The organism is Acinetobacter lwoffii (assembly GCF_022809915.1).
GTDB classification, from domain to species: Bacteria; Pseudomonadota; Gammaproteobacteria; order Pseudomonadales; family Moraxellaceae; genus Acinetobacter; species Acinetobacter lwoffii_M.
Genome location: NZ_JALGQY010000036.1, coordinates 1 through 23,291 on the forward strand (window position 1 = coordinate 1; position 23,291 = coordinate 23,291).

At 43.0% G+C, this 23,291-nt stretch carries 24 protein-coding genes and 2 tRNA genes; 13 read left to right on the forward strand and 13 right to left on the reverse strand.

Annotation, left to right across the window (positions count from 1 at the left end):
• Nucleotides 1-162 precede the first annotated feature (162 nt).
• Nucleotides 163-248 (reverse strand) — tRNA-Leu (locus tag MTX11_RS14205).
• 10 nt (nt 249-258) lie between these two features.
• Nucleotides 259-332 (reverse strand) — tRNA-Cys (locus tag MTX11_RS14210).
• Between the two features lie 153 nt (nt 333-485).
• On the opposite strand from MTX11_RS14210, the gene folD reads away from it, so the two are divergent.
• Together folD and MTX11_RS14220 are read left to right on the forward strand one after the other, a co-directional pair.
• Entirely contained in the window at nt 486-1,334 is an 849-nt protein-coding gene (folD, locus tag MTX11_RS14215; RefSeq protein ID WP_004646309.1) for a bifunctional methylenetetrahydrofolate dehydrogenase/methenyltetrahydrofolate cyclohydrolase FolD, read from the forward strand.
• A 135-nt stretch (nt 1,335-1,469) separates the two neighbouring features.
• Entirely contained in the window at nt 1,470-2,138 is a 669-nt protein-coding gene (locus MTX11_RS14220; RefSeq protein WP_243475408.1) for a class I SAM-dependent methyltransferase, read from the forward strand.
• A gap of 73 nt (nt 2,139-2,211) precedes the next feature.
• Here MTX11_RS14220 and MTX11_RS14225 read toward each other — a convergent pair whose 3' ends face one another.
• Together MTX11_RS14225 and MTX11_RS14230 are read right to left on the reverse strand one after the other, a co-directional pair.
• The gene (locus MTX11_RS14225) at nt 2,212-2,634 is read right to left on the reverse strand and encodes a hypothetical protein (RefSeq protein ID WP_004646311.1); all 423 of its coding nucleotides are present in this window, start codon (nt 2,632-2,634) and stop codon (nt 2,212-2,214) included.
• Between the two features lie 135 nt (nt 2,635-2,769).
• Nucleotides 2,770-4,599 carry a phosphoenolpyruvate carboxykinase (GTP) gene (locus MTX11_RS14230; protein ID WP_243475409.1) on the reverse strand — a complete coding sequence of 610 codons (1,830 nt, stop codon included), beginning with the start codon at nt 4,597-4,599 and terminating at the stop codon, nt 2,770-2,772.
• Nucleotides 4,600-5,016: 417 nt separating this feature from the next.
• Here MTX11_RS14230 and MTX11_RS14235 point away from each other — a divergent pair, with 417 nt between their 5' ends.
• From MTX11_RS14235 to groL, 4 genes are all read left to right on the forward strand, one after another.
• Nucleotides 5,017-5,955, forward strand: a complete 939-nt coding sequence (locus tag MTX11_RS14235) for a diacylglycerol/lipid kinase family protein (RefSeq protein WP_034438446.1) — start codon at nt 5,017-5,019, stop codon at nt 5,953-5,955.
• A complete protein-coding gene (locus tag MTX11_RS14240) occupies nt 5,936-6,712 on the forward strand; it encodes a metallophosphoesterase family protein (protein WP_004646314.1) in 777 nt (258 codons plus the stop codon). The genes MTX11_RS14235 and MTX11_RS14240 overlap by 20 nt, the downstream gene beginning before the upstream one ends.
• 168 nt (nt 6,713-6,880) lie before the next feature.
• Nucleotides 6,881-7,171, forward strand: coding sequence for a co-chaperone GroES (locus tag MTX11_RS14245; RefSeq protein WP_004646315.1), 291 nt, complete (start codon nt 6,881-6,883; stop codon nt 7,169-7,171).
• 70 nt (nt 7,172-7,241) lie between these two features.
• Nucleotides 7,242-8,876, forward strand: a complete 1,635-nt coding sequence (groL, locus tag MTX11_RS14250; protein WP_004279474.1) for a chaperonin GroEL — start codon at nt 7,242-7,244, stop codon at nt 8,874-8,876.
• Nucleotides 8,877-8,942: 66 nt separating this feature from the next.
• On the opposite strand, the gene MTX11_RS14255 is transcribed toward groL, so the two are convergent.
• Nucleotides 8,943-9,437, reverse strand: coding sequence for a copper resistance protein NlpE (locus tag MTX11_RS14255; RefSeq protein ID WP_005107501.1), 495 nt, complete (start codon nt 9,435-9,437; stop codon nt 8,943-8,945).
• A 227-nt stretch (nt 9,438-9,664) separates the two neighbouring features.
• Between MTX11_RS14255 and MTX11_RS14260 the strand changes: the two genes are divergently transcribed.
• Nucleotides 9,665-10,819, forward strand: a complete 1,155-nt coding sequence (locus tag MTX11_RS14260) for a LuxR C-terminal-related transcriptional regulator (protein ID WP_243475410.1) — start codon at nt 9,665-9,667, stop codon at nt 10,817-10,819.
• Nucleotides 10,820-10,857: 38 nt separating this feature from the next.
• On the opposite strand, the gene MTX11_RS14265 is transcribed toward MTX11_RS14260, so the two are convergent.
• Nucleotides 10,858-12,021 carry a putative periplasmic lipoprotein gene (locus tag MTX11_RS14265; RefSeq protein ID WP_005246938.1) on the reverse strand — a complete coding sequence of 388 codons (1,164 nt, stop codon included), beginning with the start codon at nt 12,019-12,021 and terminating at the stop codon, nt 10,858-10,860.
• A 362-nt stretch (nt 12,022-12,383) separates the two neighbouring features.
• On the opposite strand from MTX11_RS14265, the gene MTX11_RS14270 reads away from it, so the two are divergent.
• Nucleotides 12,384-12,932, forward strand: a complete 549-nt coding sequence (locus tag MTX11_RS14270) for a 1-acyl-sn-glycerol-3-phosphate acyltransferase (RefSeq protein ID WP_085064787.1) — start codon at nt 12,384-12,386, stop codon at nt 12,930-12,932.
• A gap of 71 nt (nt 12,933-13,003) precedes the next feature.
• On the opposite strand, the gene MTX11_RS14275 is transcribed toward MTX11_RS14270, so the two are convergent.
• From MTX11_RS14275 to MTX11_RS14285, 3 genes are all read right to left on the reverse strand, one after another.
• On the reverse strand, nt 13,004-13,330 hold the full coding sequence (locus MTX11_RS14275) for a hypothetical protein (protein ID WP_005107497.1): 327 nt from the start codon (nt 13,328-13,330) through the stop codon (nt 13,004-13,006).
• 134 nt (nt 13,331-13,464) lie between these two features.
• Nucleotides 13,465-14,226, reverse strand: coding sequence for a 3-oxoacyl-ACP reductase (locus MTX11_RS14280; protein ID WP_243475411.1), 762 nt, complete (start codon nt 14,224-14,226; stop codon nt 13,465-13,467).
• A 98-nt stretch (nt 14,227-14,324) separates the two neighbouring features.
• Nucleotides 14,325-15,059: a sulfite exporter TauE/SafE family protein gene (locus MTX11_RS14285; protein WP_243475412.1), complete on the reverse strand. Its 735-nt coding sequence runs from the start codon at nt 15,057-15,059 to the stop codon at nt 14,325-14,327.
• A gap of 246 nt (nt 15,060-15,305) precedes the next feature.
• Here MTX11_RS14285 and MTX11_RS14290 point away from each other — a divergent pair, with 246 nt between their 5' ends.
• The gene (locus tag MTX11_RS14290; RefSeq protein ID WP_005104632.1) at nt 15,306-15,518 is read left to right on the forward strand and encodes a hypothetical protein; all 213 of its coding nucleotides are present in this window, start codon (nt 15,306-15,308) and stop codon (nt 15,516-15,518) included.
• Between the two features lie 87 nt (nt 15,519-15,605).
• On the opposite strand, the gene rsmD is transcribed toward MTX11_RS14290, so the two are convergent.
• Nucleotides 15,606-16,163, reverse strand: coding sequence for a 16S rRNA (guanine(966)-N(2))-methyltransferase RsmD (gene rsmD, locus MTX11_RS14295; protein WP_004279484.1), 558 nt, complete (start codon nt 16,161-16,163; stop codon nt 15,606-15,608).
• A gap of 2 nt (nt 16,164-16,165) precedes the next feature.
• On the reverse strand, nt 16,166-18,217 hold the full coding sequence (gene mrdA / locus MTX11_RS14300; protein ID WP_034438219.1) for a penicillin-binding protein 2: 2,052 nt from the start codon (nt 18,215-18,217) through the stop codon (nt 16,166-16,168).
• A gap of 238 nt (nt 18,218-18,455) precedes the next feature.
• Between mrdA and MTX11_RS14305 the strand changes: the two genes are divergently transcribed.
• The 4 genes from MTX11_RS14305 to MTX11_RS14320 all read left to right on the forward strand — a co-directional run bounded on the left by MTX11_RS14305 (nt 18,456) and on the right by MTX11_RS14320 (nt 21,392).
• On the forward strand, nt 18,456-18,974 hold the full coding sequence (locus tag MTX11_RS14305) for a hypothetical protein (protein ID WP_005246933.1): 519 nt from the start codon (nt 18,456-18,458) through the stop codon (nt 18,972-18,974).
• Between the two features lie 65 nt (nt 18,975-19,039).
• Entirely contained in the window at nt 19,040-20,356 is a 1,317-nt protein-coding gene (locus MTX11_RS14310) for a DUF445 domain-containing protein (protein WP_004279487.1), read from the forward strand.
• A gap of 75 nt (nt 20,357-20,431) precedes the next feature.
• Nucleotides 20,432-21,091: an adenylate kinase gene (gene adk, locus MTX11_RS14315; RefSeq protein ID WP_004279488.1), complete on the forward strand. Its 660-nt coding sequence runs from the start codon at nt 20,432-20,434 to the stop codon at nt 21,089-21,091.
• A gap of 88 nt (nt 21,092-21,179) precedes the next feature.
• On the forward strand, nt 21,180-21,392 hold the full coding sequence (locus MTX11_RS14320) for a hypothetical protein (RefSeq protein ID WP_004279489.1): 213 nt from the start codon (nt 21,180-21,182) through the stop codon (nt 21,390-21,392).
• 116 nt (nt 21,393-21,508) lie between these two features.
• Here the strand turns inward: MTX11_RS14320 and nth are convergent, their stop codons facing one another.
• A complete protein-coding gene (nth, locus tag MTX11_RS14325; protein ID WP_005246932.1) occupies nt 21,509-22,222 on the reverse strand; it encodes an endonuclease III in 714 nt (237 codons plus the stop codon).
• Nucleotides 22,223-22,225: 3 nt separating this feature from the next.
• The gene (locus MTX11_RS14330) at nt 22,226-23,017 is read right to left on the reverse strand and encodes an RnfABCDGE type electron transport complex subunit B (RefSeq protein ID WP_005246930.1); all 792 of its coding nucleotides are present in this window, start codon (nt 23,015-23,017) and stop codon (nt 22,226-22,228) included.
• Nucleotides 23,018-23,291 lie beyond the last annotated feature (274 nt).

Consider the following 23,291-nt stretch of genomic DNA (forward strand, 5'->3'; position numbering starts at 1 on the left):
AAGAAATTATCAAAGTTCTGTTGCTTTAGCCTGTATATTTTTATGGCTACCTTTATAGGGTTAATTATGAACAGTAAATGTCAACAGACCCTAAATTACAGGCATAAAAAAACCAGCTTTCGCTGGGTTCTTTATTTGCACCATCTTTCTATAGTAGAAGAATGGTGCCCGAGGCCAGACTCGAACTGGCACGCTTTGTGGGCGGGGGATTTTAAATCCCCTGTGTCTACCGATTTCACCACTCGGGCTTTAACAAGATGGAGGCGGAGGTCGGAATCGAACCGGCGTCCACGGAGTTGCAGTCCGCTGCATGACCACTCTGCCACCCCGCCGCGTCTTGTTGATGCGTATATTAGCAAGCTCAGAAAAAAAAACAATAGTGTATTCATCTGTATGCGCATAAAAACATCATCTGGCGGAAAATATTTAAATTATTCATGTAGAATGTGCAAAATTGATTCATATCAACACTTGGGAGAAGTGCCGTGGCATTAGTTCTAGACGGTCGTGCATTGGCGAAGCAAATTGAAGCTGACTTGTTTACTCGCGTAGAAGCGCTGAAAGCAAAATCAGGTCGTACTCCAATTCTTGCGACGATTTTGGTAGGTGACGATGGTGCATCTGCAACTTATGTTCGCATGAAAGGCAATGCCTGCCGCCGTGTTGGTATGGATTCACTCAAAGTGGAACTTCCTAAAGAAACCACAACTGAAGAATTATTGGCTGAAATTGAAAAATTAAATGCAAATCCTGATGTGCACGGTATTCTGCTTCAGCACCCGGTTCCTGCGCAAATTGATGAGCGTGCCTGTTTCGATGCAATCTCGCTTGAAAAAGACGTAGATGGTGTCACTTGCCTGGGCTATGGTCGTATGGCAATGGGTGAGGCAGCCTATGGTTCAGCGACGCCTGCGGGTATTATGACTATCCTGAAAGAGAACAACATTGAAATCGCTGGTAAACATGCGGTAGTTGTAGGTCGTTCTGCAATTTTGGGTAAACCAATGGCTGCGATGCTGCTAGAAGCGAATGCAACCGTAACCATTTGCCATTCACGTACTCAAGATCTTGCAAGCTTTGTTAAGCAAGCAGATATCATTGTCGGTGCGGTAGGTAAAGCAGAATTAATTCAAAAAGACTGGATCAAACAAGGTGCAGTGGTTGTTGATGCTGGTTTCCATCCACGTGATGGCGGTGGTGTTGGTGATATCCAACTTGTTGGCATTGAAGAAATTGCTTCTGCTTACACACCAGTTCCGGGTGGTGTAGGTCCAATGACGATTACCACTTTAATCCGTCAAACGGTTGAAGCTGCTGAAAAAGCTTTAGGTTAATCAAATCCTCCCTAACCCTCCTTTTTCAAAGGAGGGAACTCTGATCACTATTTTTGGATGGAGTTTCCCCCTCTTTTTTAAAGAGGGGCTAGGGGAGATTCTTCAAAGACATTAATACTAATTAAAAGAAATCTAATGAGCTGCACCTTCCGACTCCCTCAAGCCCCAGAACATCTACTAAAAGCCTTGCATGATGTGATTCCACACTGTGAGCTACATGCACAGCAATTGCCGGATACACCCATTTCCCTGTGGCTGATTCCGCCAGTATTCCCAACAGATAAGCTGGATGATGAGGTGATTCGTCGCATTTGGAATGATACACCATACTGGATCTTTTGCTGGGCCTCAGGCTTGGCGATGGCGCAGTGGCTATTGGCAGAGCCGCATCATGTTAAAGACAAAGTAGTTTTGGATTTTGGGGCGGGATCGGGCGTAGTTGCCATTGCGGCGAAAATGGCAGGTGCAAAACGTGTGATCTGCTGTGATATCGATCAAGTTAGTCTAGATGCCTGTCGTGCCAATGCAGAGCTAAATGATGTCGAGCTTGAATATCTGGATGACCTATATAAGGCAGAGCAGGTGGATATTCTATTAGCCGCAGATGTGCTCTATGATCAATGTAACCGTTTCTTCCTGGATGAGTTTTTAAAATTTGCACCTGAGGTGTGGGTTGCAGACAGTCGGGTAAAAAACTTTAGTCATCCTCAATATAAAAAACTGGATGAACGTAGTGCGACAACATGGCCAGATCTGGATGAATCACCAGAATTTCGTAATGTCAGTTTCTATAAAACACGTTAAAGTTGAAAAATCAAAAAGGGCAGTTAGCCCTTTTTGATTGTCTTACTCTGATTAAGTAACTAAATATCAGATATTAAGAACAAGTATAACGAATAACGCGCATGGTCGTTGGGCGGGCTTCTAAGGCTTCGCGTGCACCCGGGTTCTCGCTATTATGTAAATCAGGCGTATTGCTCAAGCTGATTTGCGTACGGCTATTACCCAGTTGGCGGCCATAGTTTTCTTGTTCCGCAGTTGGATTGGAAATTTCATTGGTGCTTAAAATCTGAATATTATAAGTTTTGGAATTTCCTAATACGTGTCTGCAGGCAGCTTGCAAGCGATTTTCATCCTGACTTGGTCGTCCTGAAAGCGTATAGCTCAAGGTTGCTGTATTGCCTGAACGTTCCAGAATCTCATAGCCACTTTGTCCATTGAATTGATGGGGTGTGGTCTGACATGCACTCAGTACAAAACTGCTTGCAGCCATAGCCAAAATTACTGTTGTTCTTTTCATATTTATAGTTCCTGAAGTCTTGGCTTAAGTATGCCATATTTTGCTTAAGCTGCTGCTCTGGTCAATTGTGATCAATTGTTTAAACAGCCAATAAAAAAGGCCGCTTACGCGACCTTTTTTAAATTAAATCAGCAATTAAGCAGATTTAACCGCAGCAATAAGTTCTGCTTGACGAGTTTTTAACGCTTCCGGTAAACGCTCACCTAGCTTGTCGAACAATTCAGTATGGCTTTCAAGTTCTTTGATCCATTGATCTTTATCTTGAGAAGTTACTAGGTCAAATTGTTCTTTAGTGAAGTCAGAACCAGTCCAGTTCAACTGTTCATAAGTAGGAACTAGGCCAATTGGTGTTTCAACAGCCTCAGCACGACCTTCACAACGGTCAATGATCCACTCAAGAACACGCATGTTTTGACCGAAACCAGGCCATACGAAGTTGCCTTCAGCATCACGACGGAACCAGTTCACGTTGTAGATACCTGGAAGTTTGTTGCCAGCAGCGGCAGCTTTCGCACCCACTTGCTCGCCCATTTCTAACCAGTGCGTGAAGTAATCCGCCATGTTGTAGCCAGCGAATGGCAGCATCGCGAACGGGTCACGACGAACGATACCTTGTTGGCCAACAGCAGCAGCAGTGGTTTCAGATCCCATAGTCGCAGCTTTGTAAACACCGTCAACCCAGTCAAATGCTTCTGAAATTAGAGGCACTGTGTCTGCACGACGACCACCGAAGATGAACGCAGAAATTGGCACACCAGCTGGATTTTCCCAGTCAGCGTCAATAGAAGGGCATTGACCAGCTGCAACTGTGAAACGAGCATTTGGATGCGCTGCTTTTTCTTCGCCAGTGTGTGGTTGGCCTTTCCAGTTAGTCAGGTTGGCAGGCGCTTCTTTAGTCAGACCTTCCCACCATACTTCACCGTTGTCAGTCACAGCGACGTTTGTATAAATCACGTCTTTGTGCATGGTTGCCATACAGTTCGGGTTGGTCTTGGTGTTGGTACCAGGCGCTACACCGAAGAAGCCAGCTTCAGGGTTGATTGCATATAAGCGACCGTCTTCACCTGGTTTGATCCAAGCAATATCGTCACCTACAGTTTCAATCTTCCAGCCTTCATAGCCTGCTGGTGGAATCAACATAGCGAAGTTTGTTTTACCACATGCAGATGGGAATGCAGCTGCGATGTAGTGTTTTTCGCCTTGTGGATTGGTCACGCCAAGGATCAGCATGTGTTCAGCTAACCAGCCTTGTTGACGACCCATAAATGATGCAATACGTAATGCTAGGCATTTTTTACCCAACAATGCGTTACCGCCATAACCAGAACCATAAGACCAGATCTCACGCGTTTCTGGGTAATGCACGATGTATTTTTCTTTGTTGCAAGGCCATGCAACATCTTTTTCGCCGTTCGCAAGCGGAGCACCTACAGTGTGTACGCAAGGAACGTATTCACCGTCAGTACCAAGAACGTCATAAACAGCTTTACCCATGCGAGCCATTTTAGACATGCTTACTGCAACGTAAGGAGAGTCAGTTAACTCGATACCGATATGAGCGATATGAGAACCCAATGGACCCATTGAGAATGGAACCACATAAAGTGTACGACCTGCCATTGAACCGTCAAATAAACCGTTCAATTTTTCGCGCATGACAGCAGGTGCTTCCCAGTTGTTGGTCGCGCCAGCATCGTCTTTGTTTTCAGAACAGATGTAAGTACGATCTTCAACACGTGCTACGTCAGACGGATCAGAATTTGCAAGATAAGAACCAGGATGAGTTTCTTGATTCAGCGCTTGCATTGTGCCGTTAGCGATCATCAAGTCGATATAACGTTGATATTCTTCTGCGCTACCGTCACACCATTCAATTTTTGCTGGTTTTGTTAATTTAGCAATCTCTTCCACCCAAGCAATAAGCTTAGGGTGACGAACGAATTCTGGTGCGTTCACTTGGGTCATGGTGAGGCCTATCTCAAATGTGTACAAATTAGATGTACAAAGTACAATCCGAGCAATAAAAAATATCGCCCAGATGAAGTATGAAAAAAAGTGGCTGTATTAAAGCATAAAATGATAAAAAAAATAAGACCAAAGAAGTGCTAGATTTCTTTTGGAATATAATGCTATTTTATTTATAAATATAATTAAAACAACAAGATAAAACTAAACATTTGAATTATTAAGGTTATTTATATAAATGATGAGTGGTATTTATTTTAAAAATTGATATTAAAATCATTATCTTAGTTTTATAAGATCTCTAATATTCATTATTGATTAAATAAATGGTTGCCATTTGAATTTTACATAAAGCCACTGTTAATTGTCTATGAATTGGACAAAATGCCAATAGGCTTCAATGAAATTGCGCGAAAAATGTCTAATCAATCTAAACCCTTATCGCTGATTTTTAATCATAAAGCTGGTTTTCGCATACAGGGGCCAGAAGGCATTTATGAGCAGCTGATCGATATATTTTCAGCACAGGGTTATCAAACTAAAGCTTATGAAATCAATGATTCACAGCAATTTGATAAAATTATGGTTGAGGTGCTTGAACAGCATTTGGCATCTAGCGAGTCAGGAATCATCGTTGCGGCAGGCGGAGATGGCACTTTAAATACAGTCGCCAAACATGTGTTGAATACGCAAATTCCTGTCGGTATTTTGCCTTTAGGGACTTTTAACTATGTGGCGAGATTATTGGGGATTCCGCTGGATTTGCTTGAAGCGGCAAAAGTGATTGCGACAGGACAGCCACAACGTATGAATGTTGCTCGTATCAATCAGGAAATTTATCTGAATAATGCCAGTTTAGGTCTATATCCTTTATTTATTAAAAAACGTGAAGACTATAATCGTATTTTTGGTCGCTTACCGCTACATGCCTATACTTCTGCACTGGATGTTTTAATTCGCGACCGTAAAGAATTAAAACTAAAAATCTGGGTGGATCAAAAGAAATATCCGGTAAAAACACCACTGATTTTTTTTGGCAATAATCCCTTGCAACTGGCGGATATGAAAATGCGCATTGCAGAAGCGGCTGAAAAAGGCAAAGTGGCGGGAGTTGTAGTTTCTAAAAGTGATAAGCTTACTTTATTTAAGCTAGTGTATCAGCTGATTCGTGGCAAGATTGACCAGGCATCGGATGTTTATAGTTTTGCAGCCGATCAAGTTCGAATCGAATCCCGAGCCAAGAAACTGATGGTAGCGATTGATGGGGAAATTGTGGAAATGGCCCCGCCACTCAATATTTCTGTATTAAAAGATAGCCTAAACGTAATGGTGCCACATGATCCTGCATCTGTCTGATCTGCATTTTGGAACAGAGAAGCCGGAGTGTTTAGAAGCGATTCGGCATTTCTGTCAGACCCATCCACTTGAAGCCGTCGTCATCAGTGGTGACCTGACTCAGCGCGCACGTTTGGGTCAATTCTTTGCCTGCAAAAAATTTTTAGATCAGCTCAATACGCCTTATATGGTGATCCCGGGGAATCATGATATTCCGCTCTATCATTTGTGGAATCGGCTTTTCAATCCATTTACCCGTTACCAGATTTTTTTTGGTGAATTGGAGCCAATATTTGAAACTGAAAATTTTTATCTGATTGGGGTGAATTCGATCCGACGTCGATATCATACCAAAGGGCATTTATCCCTTGAGCAGATTCAGCGTATTGACCTGACGCTGGCGCAGGCGCCTGCGTCCAAATTAAAAATCATTGTCAGCCATCAGCCTTTTTATGTGCCTTTTCAAAATAAGCGCGGTTTCAAGGATAGCCCACTGATGGCCAAAATTGCTTTAGAGGCCTGGGCAGAGCATGGTCTGTTTGCGGTGTTGCATGGGCATCTGCATCAACCGGCGATTTATGATCTGAATCAGATGTTCGGATTGGGGATGGATCATCCTGTATATGATGTACATGCAGGGACTTCTGCGTCAAATCGTCTACATAAAGATGAACCGAACAGCTTTAATCTGATTGATGCCACAGGAAAAATTTCTCAATATTTATTCGATGAAGTGGCACAAGCCTTTATGTTGAAGGCTGATCTGCCGAATAAATAGACGAAAACCTATGATTCGTTAAAAAAAACCAATTTTTTTTCATTTTTGCCCTTGAAGCGTTTTATTCCATCTCCATAAAAGTGACATCAAAAATTTTTGATGATGACCCATGGAATAATTAAGTCGTCATCAGTGACCTAAAAAAGACTTAGTCTGATGGAGTTATTTATGAGCAACATTCGTCCATTACATGACCGCGTTGTTATTCGTCGTGTTGAAGAAGAAACTAAAACAGCTGGGGGCATTTTACTTCCAGGTTCGGCTGCTGAAAAACCTGCTCAAGGTGAAATCATTGCAGTTGGTAATGGTCAAATCACTGACAATGGCGTACGCGCGTTAGACGTAAAAGTTGGCGACAAAGTATTGTTCGGTACTTATGCAGGCACTACTGTAAAAGTAAACGGCGAAGAGCTTTTAATCATGAAAGAATCTGACATTTTAGCGGTATTAGAAGCTTAATCTGCGCTAAAAAAGTTTTATTCATTCCAAATCAGATTTTGTAAAGATACAACAATATTCGGAGTCAAATATGTCAGCTAAAGACGTAAAATTTGGTGATTCAGCTCGTTCAAAAATGATTGCTGGTGTAAACACCCTTGCAGATGCAGTAAAGGTTACTTTGGGTCCTAAGGGCCGTAACGTTGTTATCGACCGTTCTTTTGGTGCACCGCACATCACTAAAGATGGTGTCACTGTTGCCAAAGAAATTACGCTGAAAGACAAGTTCGAGAACATGGGTGCTCAACTGGTTCGTGAAGTTTCTTCAAAAACCAATGACATCGCAGGTGATGGTACAACGACTGCAACTGTATTGGCACAAGCAATTTTGAATGAAGGCATCAAGTCAGTAACAGCCGGTATGAACCCAATGGACTTGAAACGCGGTATCGATATTGCGGTACGTTCTGTAGTTGAAAACATCAAGGCAACTGCAAAACCAGCATCAGACTCTAAAGCGATTGAACAAGTAGGTTCGATCTCTGCTAACTCTGATACGACTGTAGGTCAGCTGATTGCGCAAGCAATGGAAAAAGTGGGCAAAGAAGGCGTGATCACGGTTGAAGAAGGTTCAGGCTTCGAAGATTCGCTTGACGTAGTTGAAGGCATGCAGTTCGACCGCGGTTATATTTCTCCGTACTTCGCGAACAAGCAAGATACTTTAACAGCTGAACTTGAAAATCCATTCATTCTTCTTGTTGATAAGAAAATCAGCAATATTCGTGAATTGATTACAGTACTTGAAGCTGTTGCTAAAACTGGCAAACCGCTTTTAATCATTTCTGAAGATGTTGAAGGCGAAGCGCTTGCGACGCTTGTTGTCAACAACATGCGCGGTATTATCAAAGTATGTGCGGTGAAAGCACCTGGTTTTGGTGATCGTCGTAAAGCTATGCTTCAAGACATCGCGATCTTGACTGGCGGTACTGTGATTTCTGAAGAAATCGGCATGCAGCTGGATCAAACGACGCTTGATCACTTGGGTACAGCACATAAAGTAACTGTATCTAAAGAAAATACTGTAATTGTAGATGGTGCTGGTAATGCTGGCCAAATCGCTGACCGTGTACAGCAAATCCGTGCACAGATCGAAGAATCTACTTCAGAATATGACAAAGAAAAACTTCAAGAGCGTGTAGCGAAACTTGCTGGCGGTGTTGCTGTCATCAAAATTGGTGCTGCAACTGAAGTTGCAATGAAAGAGAAGAAAGACCGTGTAGACGATGCGCTTCACGCGACTCGCGCTGCGGTTGAAGAAGGTGTTGTTGCAGGTGGTGGTGTTGCACTGGTACGTGCTGCATCTGCACTTGAAGGTGTAACAGGCGCGAATGATGACCAAAACGTAGGTATCAACATTCTTCGCCGTGCGATTGAAGCACCGCTTCGTCAAATCGTATCTAACGCAGGTGATGAGCCTTCTGTAGTGATCAACGCTGTGAAGAATGGCGAAGGTAACTTCGGTTATAACGCTGCAACTGGCGAATATGGCGATATGCTGGAAATGGGTATTCTTGACCCTGCTAAAGTAACGCGTTCTGCACTTGAGCACGCCGCTTCTGTTGCTGGCTTGATGCTGACCACTGAATGCATGATCACTGAAATCCCAGAAGACAAACCTGCAATGCCTGATATGGGTGGCATGGGTGGGATGGGCGGCATGATGTAATTCATCATCCGAGCATTTCATAAAAAATCCCCGCTATTGCGGGGATTTTTTTATGCGTTTACAAAATTATGATGCAGACTTTTTAACTAATTTATAATTTAAATTACTGTCGATTTTTTTACCTGATTTCATCTCGCGTGCTTCAACAAAATTTTCACCAACAAAGAATTTACGGTTTTCAGCTTTGTTATCTAATGTGATGATTGAAGGATCTTGAGGGTCAAAACTGAAACTACCTTTAGTTTCCGTCTCATTATTTCCAGCTTTACCTAAATATTCCTCATTTAGCTCATAGGTTTTATCCGGATTGAGATCTAACTCGACCTTAATCCCTTCACAGTCAGCACAAGGAAAAACACCTTCGTATTCACCTGCCCAATCTAGCGAAGTTTCTGCGCTATCAGCACGGTTCACACTAGTATCCGCGTTATTTTGCTCCATCATGGCTGGGCTGGATTGAGCATTATTACTCATCGGCTCATTATCATTGGGCTTTGAACAGGCGGTTAAAGCTCCTGCAAGAACGACTGCTATCGCAGCAGTAAGCGTTAATTTTTTCATTGTTTTAACCCTATTAAATTATTTGTTATGAATTACATTAAAAGTAGTCAGTACAGATAAATAGGGCAATCTTGTTAAAGTTTGATTCATTAGGTGAATCAGGCCAGAGTTATTGATAAGTGAGCAGGATTTAAGAATTTTTAGCCAAGTTTAAAGTCACTTTATGCTGTTTCGTTAACTAATTCTGAACGCTATGATTAGAAAATAATGATAATGCGGAGGGGATAATGAAATTAGAACAAGAAAATAATCTGATTGCAAAAATTTATGATGCTGCTGTATTACCATCTTTGTGGCTGGACGTGATCAAAGATATCGTGAGCTATACTAAAAGTAAGAGTGCAATTTTTACCGGTCTGGATCAGTTTAATCCAGGCTATGATTTTGTCTATACGCACAATATCCCGAATGAAAGTCTGGCTGCTTATCAAGATGAGCGTATCAGAGTGATTGATATGAAACTGCATATGCCCTTATGGAATGCGATCGAGATGGGCGATGCTTTAAGTCATAACTGTCAGCACTATGCAGAACAGCCGGGTACGGATCACTATGTGTTCTATGAGAAGTGTTTAAAGCCTGGCGGTGTATCTTATCTGGCGGGCGTATTGCTGGATCGGGGAAATTATCGTTGGGCAGTACTGGGTATTCATCGTGCACCTGAAGTACAGCCTTTTGAACAGCCTGAGCTGGATTTTTTAAGACGTATCAGTATCCATTTACGCCGGGCTTTGCAAATTCACCGGCAAATCAACTTGATTCAGCAAGATAATTTAAGCTTGTATACTGTATTGGATAGTTTAAAAACCGGAATTGTACTGCTTGATCAAAACCTGTGTTTAAGTTATTCCAATCCCATTGCGCAAAAGATGCTTGATCAAAGTTCATGTCTGGATCTGGATATACATAACCGTCTAAAAACCAATTATAGTCAGCAGATACGTTTTGATCAGCTTCTGGAAAGTGCTTTGCTGGAAGATACGACCATTCAAACTGAAGTGGGTGGAGTCCTGGCGTTGAGTGATGGGGCAGGCTCGCAATTTATGCTGACGGTGGTGCCATTTAAAAAATTAAGAAATATGCAGCATTTACAGTCTGCTCAGCATCAGATTGCCTTATTTATGACAGATAAAAATCAGCATTACTCCCTGTCAAGAGCTTACCTACAACAGTGTTACCAGCTTTCCAAACGAGAGTTTGATTTATGCGAGTTGTTAATTAATGGTTATAAAATAGAAGATATTGCAGAACAGTGTGGCATTACGTTGAGTTCGGTACGGACATATTTTAAAAATATTTATGAAAAAACCCAATGTTGTTCGCAAATCGAACTGATGCATTTATTGATGGGCTGTACCATTCAATTTGAACATATTGATTAAACCGGCCTGAATTTCATATTCAAGCCGGTTTATATGGGTTATTTAACACGTTGTAAAGTTACAGGATCTTCACCTTGCGGATGTAAGATAAGATTGTTGTTAGATATATTGATGCTTGCAATTGTCTTACTGCCATTTGAACTATCTTGTAATCCACCACACTCGTTGGTATCGAATAATACCTCGGTTGTGGTGAGAGTATTTGCTGACAATGTATATTTGCCATATTCAATCCCTGGCCAACCACAGTCATCTCCACCTTCAGTGTCTAGGAAGAAATAATAGTTGTTATCAAAGAAAGCAAATAGATGTGTTTCATTAAGTCGCCACGTGCCGACGAGACTATTAGACTGCTTAACTCGATTTAAACGGTATTCAGTACTAACGCCTGGTTCAGTAAGAATTAATTGAGTTCCATTAAAGTTTAAAGAATAAGGTTTATTCTCGGCAGGATGTGAAAGTCCCCATTCACCATTGGTGTCATGTAGGATTTCCGGTTCAATCACGGTTGTTGTTGCATTCCATTTTAAGCGGCCCATTTCAATGCCTGCTTGACCACTCTCCTCTTTGGCTTCTGCTTCACCTAGTGCATAGCGTCCATCTTCCAGAATGTGAATCAACACAGCAGTGTTATCGGTACGGTTAATCTCCCACGTACCGGCAATATCTTTATAGAAGGTCATTTGGAAGTGTGCTTTAGCGTCCTCTTCATTCACTAACTTTCCTTCAGGAATTACTGTTTTGACAATGGCTTCATTTTTAAAGTCATTATAAGGTTGGTCAAAATTAATACTCTGATTTTTTAAGGCATCTGTAGTGGCCGTACTAATTTGAAGTTTGTCATCTTTATCATCTCCATCTAAGGATTGTAAAAATACCAGTAAGTTAAGGCGAGCATTTTCAGTTTCAGCTAAATCCAAAGGGGTAACACGTTCTTTGGCTTCAATTTCATCACCGAGTTGAACATCACCAATATAAAATTTAACCGTTTCTCCTTCATTGAAGTTGAATTCACCATTGTCATTGGTAAAACCTGTAACACCACTACTTGTGACATAGCGTACTCCAGAAATCACAGCATCCGTCAGCACCCCCGTCTGGGTTCCAATATTACTTGCAGGAGGTGTACTTGAGTTATCATCCGAACCGCCACATGCTGTGAGTAACCCCGTTAAAGCAAGGCAAATTAAAGTCTTTTTCATCAGAATCTTCCTGAAATTTATAATGTGGATTCAGTATAAAAAGACCCTCATATTTGCCATATCCCAAAATTAGGAGGTTAAGAGCTTTTTAATGCATGAATCCTTTAAATCAGAAAGGAATTCCTATTTATATTGGGGAGTAATCTGAACTATCCATAAATTGATGTATGAGATAAGTTGAAGGTGGCAAAAATAATCAACTATTCATCTAAAAATTCTAATTATACAAATATAGATTAACTGTTTATTTTTTGCTCATGGAGCACTATCTATATTTGCCGAAGTTGCTAAAATTCGCGCAATTTTGAATAAAATTGGTGCGTGACGTGTTTGAGAAGTTAGCAGAACAAAGCCTGAATCTGATGGGTTGGGAAATTGATAACCATTGGCCCTTAGATTTAGACCAATGTGTCATGATTGCTGCGCCTCATACCAGTAATTGGGATGCACTGTATGCGCGACTGGCCTTAAAAGCATTAGGTGTGAATGTTCGCTTAACCATTAAAGACAGTTATATGAAATTGCCATTTGGACCTTTTGTGCGTGCTATGGGCGGTATCGGGATTGATCGCCGTCCTAAACAGCCGGGGGAGCCTAGTCCGAGTATGGTTCAGGTGATGACGGAATTATTCAAGACCCATCCTAAACTGGTGATGCTGGTCACGCCAGAAGCGACTCGTGCTAAACAGGAACAGTGGAAGACAGGTTTTTATCATGTCGCGATTAATGCAGGTGTGCCGATTGCATTGGCCTATATGGATTATGAGAAGAAGAAAACTGGTGTAGGTAAAATTGTTTATCCGACAGGGGATTATGAAAAAGACATGGCAGAAATCATGGCATTTTATGCAGAGATTCAGCCAAAATTCCCTGAATGCTTCAGCGTAGATCAGCGCTATTATCAGAATTAAAATTGAGTTGAAAAAAAGCAGGAAAATTCTCCTGCTTTTTTATTGCCTAATCATCATGAAGATTGACAGACTTAAGATGCATTTTCAGAAGCGGGTAAAATTCCACCCAGATTTTGGCAGGCATCTTTATAAAGATCATATTGTTGCTCCACCACTTCATGCAGTGGCAGGTCAAACAGCTCTTCACCTTGATGATACTGTTTGATATAAGACTCGACTTTGGATTTGCTGCTATACAACATCTGCTGATAATAGTCGGTCATACTGCTATGTGGCATTTGGGCGGTATCTACCTTGGCACAATGGAAATTTTGCAGTAATTGTTCTGATTTTTTCAAATCGCTGGACATACAACCTGCCAGTAGCAAGGTACTGAGCAATGTCGTGATAAATTTCATGGAAAGTAGACTAAAGGCTTTATGGGAGCGCACTATTGTAGAAGTAAAACCCGGTCACAAAACCTTTTTAATCTACCAAATGGTTAAAAAATAGAACAACAGAATTTAAAAATTCAAGTCCATTCTCTAAACATCTAACCTTTAACTAAGCCGCCATCTACGATCAGGTTTTGTCCTGTGATGGCACGTGAATAAGGTGACAAAAACATCAGGATTGCAGCAGCAAATTCTTCGGGTGTAATCACACGGCGTAATGGAGTTGACTGAGCAATCAGCTCAAAGACCAAGTCAGGTGTGGCCTTACTGGCATCGGTCGTTTGTAACAGACCGCCAGAGAGCATATTCACATTAATGCCATATTGTCCCAAATCCTGCGCTGTGGTGCGGGTAAAGGCCAATAAAGCAGCTTTGGCGGCGGTATAGTCATGATAAGGAACCACTGGATTTTGCACGAGATTTGTACCAATATTCACGATCCGGCCGAACCCTGCTTGTTTCATATCATCCAGAGCGGCTTGTGTGGTATTTAAGGAAGCCTGTACTGCACCGCTAAATTGCCGTTGCAACATTTCCCAAGTCAGCGTTTCTACTTTAGGGCGTGCATCGCCATTAAATTCAAATTGAATCAGTGCATTATTGACTACAGCATGAATTGCTTCACCGAAATGGGTTTTAGCCGCGGCAAATAACGCGCGTACCTGATCAACTTGGGTCACATCTGCCTGATAAATAAAGACTTGGTCTGGATGTTGCTGGGCCAGCTGTTCAGCTTGCTGCTGACTGCTATGATAATTGACGACCACGCGCGCGCCCTCAGCCAGTAAAGCCTGAGTAATGGCTAAACCCAAACCACGTGCACCACCAGTAACAAGAACAATCTGATCACGAATCTGCATAATGATGATCTATATTTACAAAGATTGGCCTTAACATAGCAGTTATTTCACCGGATTCAAGCTTTAGCGGGGAAGACAGACTCGGCTTGACCTTGTGTTTAAATGAATTGGGACGCTAATAGAAAACAGCCTGCACTAAAGAGTAAACTTAAGATCATGCGTTTGAACAGTAATTCCGAAATTTTATAAAATAGTTTTGCGCCTAAAATTGCCGGAATACTCACAAAAACAATCAGCAAGGCCATATAGGGTAAATGACTTTGATTGATCAGGCCTTGCCATACATAAGTACCCAGCGTGAAAAGCTGAATTGCAAAATTAAAGTGCCGTAAAATATAGCGCTGCTGGGTTTTGGGTAATTGTTTTAACATCACCCAGGCCGAAGGAATGGCACCGCAAAAACCGCCCAGTCCTCCTAAAATTCCGCCAATAAAACCGATGCAGCTATCAGTCAATTTTCCTGAATGCTGAATTGTTTTGAATTGCGGATTGAATAGCATCACCGGACACCACAGTACCATAAAAAATCCCAAGATCATCTTAAAGGTATCTGCTTGAATGATCTGCAACAGATAAGTACCAAGCGGCACGCCAATCAGACCAGCAATCAGATAAGGCAGCACCAACTGCCTGGATAAAACTAGCTGCTTTTTTTCCTGACTGAGTGAAATCACATGACTCCAGATCGAGGCAAATACCAGCAAGGGCGCGGCCAGTTGCGGAGGCAGCACCCAGACCCAGAAAGACATGGCGATCAGGGCAAAGGCAAAGCCGGTCAGCCCCTGGACAAAACCTGCGACCATTGCACCAAGAATAAATAACAGCCAAGTCATAAAGATCAGGTCATAAGCAAAGGCAGCAGTATTCTCAAGATTTAAACAAAAGCCAAGTTTCCATTTAGCTGGATTTATGCAAATGAAAGTTCAAATTCTCATAAAAGCATGAATGCTAATTAAGAAAAAAGAGGTTTACGGCCATGCATAAAACATGCATAAATCTCTACAAGAGTGCAACAATGGCTCCGTTCACTCTCCATGAACTCGCCTGATACTGACAGAGTGCAGTAAGAGGTGATGGACATGATGAAAAAAGTGATATTACTTTCTGTATTGGCTGTGTCATTAACCGGTTGTGTGGTTGATCCTTGGGATGATGATTATCGTGGCAACAGAGATCGTAATGGACATTATGATCGAGACCACAGAGATCATGACTGGAAAAATAAGGACCATAAAGATCATCGGGATTGGAAACGTGACCGAGATAACCGCGACTGGCGCCGTGATCGTTAATCACAGTCTTTAAATTTGACTGACTACAATGACAAAAAGGATTCCACTGAGGAATCCTTTTTTAATGTCTCTTCAAAACAATTTAAATCAAGAAATACTTTTTTGATAAAGCCCAGCACGAACTGTACCGGCTTTGGTATTTTTAATTAAACGCCATGAGGATGGCAATTTAAGCAATTGTAAATCACGATCTGCTTCTACATAAATATAGGCATTGTCTTTGATCAGAGGATCTGCCTTGAGCGCGAGTTCTTCCCATAAATCTAAACTATATGGCGGATCCAGAAAAACCAGATCAAACTGTGCCTGAAGGGTAGACAAAGCTTGCTGCGCCGTAGCCACTTTTAATTGCGCACGTGCTTTGGTGACTTTTAAAAGTTCCAGATTTTGGGTCAGAAATTGTGCCTGAGTACGATCCGGTTCAATCATCACCACTGATGCAGCACCACGCGATAATGCCTCAAACGCCAATGCCCCAGAGCCAGCACAAATATCCAACACCTGTGCATTTTGTACATCCCACATCAGCCAGTTAAACAGTGTTTCCCGAACACGGTCAGGCGTCGGGCGCAAACCCTCAATGCTGGCAAAAGGCAGTTGGCGGCGTTTCCAGTCACCACCAATAATTCGAAGCTGGTTTTTCATCTTTAATCTCGCTCTACCGGTGTCGGAGCAGGTGTTGCTGCGGGAGATGCAGTCGTATTTGCAGAACTCGGAGCAGTCGTTTCGGGCTGGTCACTGGCTGGAACGGCACTAGATGCTGCATCTTGACTTAACATGCCTGCACCACTTGGTAATTCAGCTGGCTTGATTCCGGCTGTCATCAGACCACCACTTAATTGGTGGCCTTGTGGGCGTACCGGATTTTTATCTTTATGCAGTAACCAGTAATCAAAGATTGGACGGGCCAGAGCCGTTGCGGCACTACCACCGCGACCATTTTCCAGAATAACTGCAATCGCAATTTCAGGATTTTCAGCAGGCGCAAAACCGACAAACAGACCATGATCCAGCTGACGATCGGTCAATAAGGATTCATTATAGCGCTTGCCCTGAGCAATACTTTTCACCTGTGCCGTACCGGTTTTTCCGGCAATAGAATATTGTAAGCCGCTTTTAATGCCTCGGCCTGTACCGGATTGAATCACGTCCACCATCGCATCACGCATCTTGATCCAGTCTTCTTCCTGACCGTTAAAATCGATCTTGCCATGCGTGCCATTATGCACCTTGAATGGTTTGGCACCGCGACTTTCACGCAGCACATGGGGAATGACTTTATTGCCATGGTTGGCGGTAATGGCTGTGGCCATAGCCAGCTGTAACGGGGTTGAAGTAAAAGCACCTTGACCAATACTGACGGAAATGGTTTCACCACGTGACCATTTGGCCTTGCGAGTACGCATCTTCCATTCCGGGTTTGGATAGAGTCCTGAGCTTTCACTTGGTAAATCCACGCCGGTTTTTTCACCAAAGCCGAACTGACGCATCCAGGTGTTCATTTTTTCAATGCCCATACGGAACGACAGAATGTAGAAGAAGGTATCGCACGAGACCACTTGCGATTTATGCAAGTTGACTACGCCGTGTCCTGACTTTTTCCAGTCGCGGAATTTATGCGAATCGCCCGGAAGTGTGAAATAGCCGGGATCGGAAATTGCTGTATCCCAATCGACCAGGCCATAATGAAGGCCACCCAGGCCAAACATCGGTTTAATGGTCGAACCTGGAGGATAAGTTCCTTGAACCGCCCGGTTATATAGCGGCTGATCAAGGTTATCACGTAAGTAGGAATAATCTTTGGTGCTAATCCCAGTCACAAACAGATTCGGATTAAAACTTGGGCTGGAGACCAGCGCCAGAATTTCTCCGGTTGTAGGATTCATCGCCACAATCGCGCCACGACGCCCGGCCAGTTGCTCCGAAGCTACTACCTGTAAACCGTAATCCAGTGACAGGAACAGATCATTACCACGCACCGGATCTTTACGGCCCAAATGACGCAGCACATTACCAAAGGCATCTGCTTCGACTGATTCATTTCCCGGCACACCATGCAGCAGCTCTTCATAGGATTTTTCCACCCCGATTTTTCCGATCAGGTTGGTTCCAGCATAGAGATCCTTATCAATTGATTTCAGTTCTTTGTCATTAATCCGGCCCACATAACCAATCACATGTGCAAACAGATCGCCATGTGGGTAATAGCGAGTCATCTGGGTTTCAATATTCACACCCGGAAATTGATATTTCACTTCACTGAAACGGGCAATATCATTTTCATTCAGGTTAAGCTTGATTGAAACCCGTTCGGTTTTACGTGCTGTTTTAATCCGGGTTTGAAAGCGTTCCAGGTCTTCTTCAGTCAGTTCCAGAATCGGTTTCAGGCGTTCGAGCGTTTGATCGATATCCTGTACGTCGGCACGACTTAAAGTGGCAGTAAATACCGGATAGTTATCGGCCAGCAAGACACCGTTACGGTCATAAATATAACCGCGCGCTGGAGGGAGGGGTTGCAGACGAATCCGGTTTTCATCAGAAGCTGTAGTAAAGCTTTCAAAGTTGAACAGTTGCAAATAGGCATAGCGGCTGACCAGCAGCAGCATGAAGAAAATGACAATACCCATGGAAATCAAGACTCGACTGCGATAGATGCGCTTTTCTTGTTGTGCATTTTTTAAAGGAAAGTGCTGCTTCATACGCGATCGACTTAAGACCTGAGAGTGATAGAAAAGAATCAAAGTGGAGTATTCTAACGCAACTGCACTTGATTTGATAATGAAAAACTGCCCTTGCAATCAGTTCCTTTAAGCTTTGACTTTGCAGACATTAAAATTGTAAAGTGCTGTATATAAGAGTTGTGATAATTCTGCTAGAGTAAAATCTAATAAAAATAGGACTATACCAAAAACTATAATTAAGGAAGATGGTGAAGGAATGAACAAGGTTTACCCTTTGTTAGCGTTTGCATTGTGGGCGAACGGGGCTTATGCACATGATCAAATGAGTACTACTACAACCAAAATAGAGCCTGCTCAGGCAAAAGCCTTTAATGTGGGTGTTGGTTTTACCCAGAAATTACTGCATTTAAATACCGAATGGGTGAACCCTTATGGGATTGCTTATGTGAAAGGTGGTGTTTTTCTGGATGATGATCGTACGATTGGCGGCCAGGCAGGCTTTCGTTATCCAGCACATCTCACCGGCAAAGACAAAAATGGTTATTATGTCGGGGTTTATGCCGGTCATATCGACAGCAAACAGGTTGATGGCGAGTATGAAGGCCGTTTAGGTGCTGGCGTTGATTTGGCCTATGTTTTGCTTAGTTCAGAACGGATCAGCAGTTTTAGTATCGGGATCGGTGCCGGAGAGAAACTCGAAGACCGAAATGGTCGTGCTGTGGCTGAAACAGAACCCCGGCTACAATTTTCCTATACTTTAAGTATCGGTTTATAGACAAAATATTCGACCTTATTAATATGTGTATTCTGTGAACAAAAAATTAAATATGGAAGTTATGCATGCTTGAGTACGTCAACGAGTTGTGGCAAACCTTTGTAAACCGCCCGGATTTTTGGGCCGTGCTCAGCATTATTCCAGTGACTGCATTTGTAACCTGGGCTCACGTCTGGATGGCGCTGAAAATGGTCTTTTATCCGATCAATTTTTGGGGTTTCCATCTCGGGCCTTTACCTGTGGGCTGGCAAGGGATTGTGCCACGCAAAGCTGGACGTATTTCAGGCATTATTACCGATAACACACTGTCAAAATTAGGCTCTATCCGCGAATTTTTACAGGCGATGGATCCGGATGATATGGCACGCATCATTGGCGAGCAGGTCGGTTTCGAACTGGAACACCTGATTGATGAAGTGATGATGGATCGCAATGCGGTGCTCTGGGAAAACCTGCCTTTTGCTATTAAGCGCAGAATTTATGCACAAGCACAAAAACAAATGCCGGCAATTTTGCGTGAATTAGTGACTGAGCTGACCATGAACGTCGAGTCACTTGTAGATATGCGTGAAATGGTAGTGAGCCAGATGGAAGGCGACCGTCGCTTGATGGTGCGTATGTTCCTGAAGGTGGGTCAAAAAGAGATCAATTTTATCTGGCATATCAGTGCCCTCATCGGGATGTTCTTTGGGATTTTCCAGATGATTGTCTGGTTTGTAGTGCCGTGGCACTGGACTGTACCGTTCTGGGCTGCGATCTGGGGCTTTTTGACCAACTGGATCGCGATCTGGATGGTCTTCAATCCGCTCTATCCACACCCAGTAAAGTACCCGCAATTCTTTGCCCGTACCACAAATCGCAAGTTTCCGTGGATTAAGCCGGTGATTCCTCGTATCGGCACCTATAACATACAAGGCGCATTTATGAAACGTCAGGATGAAGTCTCTGACGTCTTCGCAAGTGTAGTCACAGAAGACCTGATTACGTTAAAATCGATCATGACCGAGATGATGTATGGCGGCAGAAAAGACAAAACCCGCCGCATTATCAAACGTCATATTAATGAAATTATGGAAACACCCCTGGTTCGGACCTCTTTACAGCTGTCTTTAGGACCAAAAGAGTATGCAAAACTCAAGACGGACTTGATCGATCGCTCGATTGAAATTACGATGGTACCTGTATGCGACCCAGCATTTAATGCGAGCCGTGCACAGAAAATCTATCAAATGTTTAGAGACCGCATACGTGAGTTGACTCCGAAGGAGTTTCAGAATCTTTTACGTCCTGCATTTCAGGAAGATGAATGGATTCTGATTTTATTGGGTGGGGTAACCGGTTTTGTCGCGGGTTTAATCCATTTGTTTGTGGCTTTCTTATAATGAGATGTCGGGGGACACAATCGGGTGATTGTGGTCGTGGCGTCATACATATTGTTTAAATGAGGATGTTTATATATGCGCATTATCTTACTCGGACCACCTGGAGCAGGTAAAGGTACACAAGCTCAGTTGATCTGTAAGCGCTACAATATCCCACAAATTTCAACCGGTGATATGCTCCGTGCTGCAATTCGTGAAGGAACTGAATTAGGTCTACAAGCTAAAAGTGTCATGGACAATGGCGGTTTGGTTTCTGATGAGTTGATCATTGGTCTGGTGAAAGAGCGCATTGCGCAACCTGACTGTGTAAACGGCTGCATTTTTGATGGTTTCCCGCGTACCATTCCTCAAGCAGAAGCCTTGGAAAAAGAAGGCATTGCAATTGATCACGTGATTGAAATTGATGTACCAGATGAAGAAATCGTACAACGTCTTTCTGGCCGTCGTCAGCATCCTGCATCTGGCCGTGTCTATCACATCGTTTACAACCCGCCAAAAGTGGAAGGTAAAGATGACGAAACGGGTGAAGATCTGGTTCAACGTCCTGATGACCAGGAAGCAACCATTCGTAAGCGTCTAGGTTCTTACCATACTGAAACCGAGCAATTGGTTGGTTTCTACCAAGGCCGTGCAGCGTCTGGTGAAAATGCACCAACTTATGACAAGCTAAATGGTTTACGTCCAATCGATGAAGTTCAAACTGATCTTTTCGCGATTCTGGATCAGGCAAAATAATTGGCTGACGATGATTTTGACAATCGGAGAGCCCTAAGTCATATTAGGGCTCTTTTTTATTGCGTATTTGAACAGGGTACTTGTTGCTATGAAATTTGGCGTATTGGTGTTGATGGTAGTCTTTCTGGCAGTATTGGTAGGTCTGTTCTATTTCAGTTTTAAAATGCTCAACAAAGTACGTCAGGAAGAACGTGCTGAAAATGCAGCAAAGCGACCTGAGCGCCAGCTCCATCCAAAATTACAAGCCGAACTTGAACAGCGCAAGCAGCAGGAAAAGGCTGAACAAGATCAGGATAAATAATCCATAATAGTTCAGCTCAGCTAAGAATTTGGTTTGAACGAAAAGCACTCTTCTCATAGTCGATAAAAAGGTGACACATTGGTCACCTATTTTTATCCCGGCTTGATCATGCCGTTCTATTCAGCAAGCTCAATATTTTTCACTGCAATTTGGCGGGCTGCACCAAATTCAAACCGATCCGGCCAGTTACACACATCGGATACTACACATTCATGACATTTCGGTTTGCGCGCAATACACGTATAACGACCGTGTAAAATCAGCCAGTGATGTGAATCAATGATAAATTCCTTGGGAATGACTTTGACCAGACGGTGTTCAACTTCCAACACATTTTTGCCAACCGCTAGTCCGGTACGGTTACCTACCCGGAAAATATGGGTATCAACCGCCATGGTCGGCTGACCAAAGGCCGTATTCAGTACCACATTCGCCGTTTTACGACCTACACCCGGCAGGGCTTCTAAGTCTGCACGATTGTCCGGTACGATGCTGTTGTGCTTCTGAATCAGCATCTCGCAGGCTTTAATCACGTTGACCGCTTTCGAGTTATATAAACCAATGGTCTTGATATATTCCTTCAAGCCGTCCACACCTAGCGCATAAATGGCTTCCGGTGTATTGGCGACTGGAAAGAGTTTGTCTGTGGCTTTGTTGACGCTGACATCGGTAGCTTGAGCAGAGAGCGTGACCGCGACCAGTAATTCAAAGGGATTGGAATAATTCAGCTCAGTTTTTGGGTTAGGCCGCTGTTCACGCAGGCGTTCAAAAAAGGTCTGAATCTGCTTTTTGGTCATGTTTTTAACGGGCTTGGCCTTTGCTGTGGTCATGTTCTATCCCTGTAAAGCCTGTAATTGCTGTGTCAGTTCTTCCAGTTGGGTGCGTTTTCGGGCATCTTCACGAACCGAAAGCTGTTTTTCCAGTTTTTTAATTTGGGTACGTAGTTTTGCCAGTTCAATCGTGGTCTTGGAATCGAAAGCTACAGGTGCATTCTCTGGCTTGTTTACCACTTCAATCACAGGAAGTTGCTCATTTAAAGCAGAGAAACGGGCAAACAGGGCAGTATCAATTTCTGCACGGACCACAGGTCCCTTACGATCGGTACGCCGTTTTTCTTCACGCTGGATGTGCGCATAGTAACGCTGACGCAGATCATCCTGTTCCGCAAGACGCTGTGCTTCAGTCGGCAAGGGTTGTTGATCTTCAACCAAATCGATGCAGTCTACCGGACAGGGGGGAATACATAACTCACAGCCCGTACATAGATCGGTCAGAATGGTGTGCATCAGTTTACCGGAACCAATAATTGCATCGACCGGGCAGGCGCTAATGCATTTGGTACAGCCAATACATTCATCTTCACGAATTACGGCTTTGATGCGCTGAGGACGACCATCGGCTTGAACTGGCCAGACACTTTCTTCAGCTTGAAGTTTAGGACGATTTAATAATGCAGCCAAAGCATCGGCAACAGGCTGTCCGCCCGGCACACATTTATTGGCATTTTCCCCCTCAGTAATCGACTGGGCATAAGGTAAACATCCGTCACGGTGACCGCAGAGTCCACATTGGGTTTGAGGGAGTAAAGCGTCAATCGATTGGACCAGAGAAATGGGCGAATTCATGTATAACCAGCGTTACTCATGGCAAGCATGAGAGAGTAAGTGAAACAAAATATGTCGATTCATCAATTTTAACATATTTTTAAACTCCTAAGTCGTGCGCAATTAAGGGTCAACTTGTGCCTTATTATTAGGCATAAATCTGAATCTAAGCCTTGATTCGATTGGCATTTCCTGACATAGAAAAAATTTTCATAATCAATATAAATATTTGTTATCAAATTAATTTTAAAGTATTTTCAAAAAAAGTATTGTAGATTAGTTACAAAAGATATTT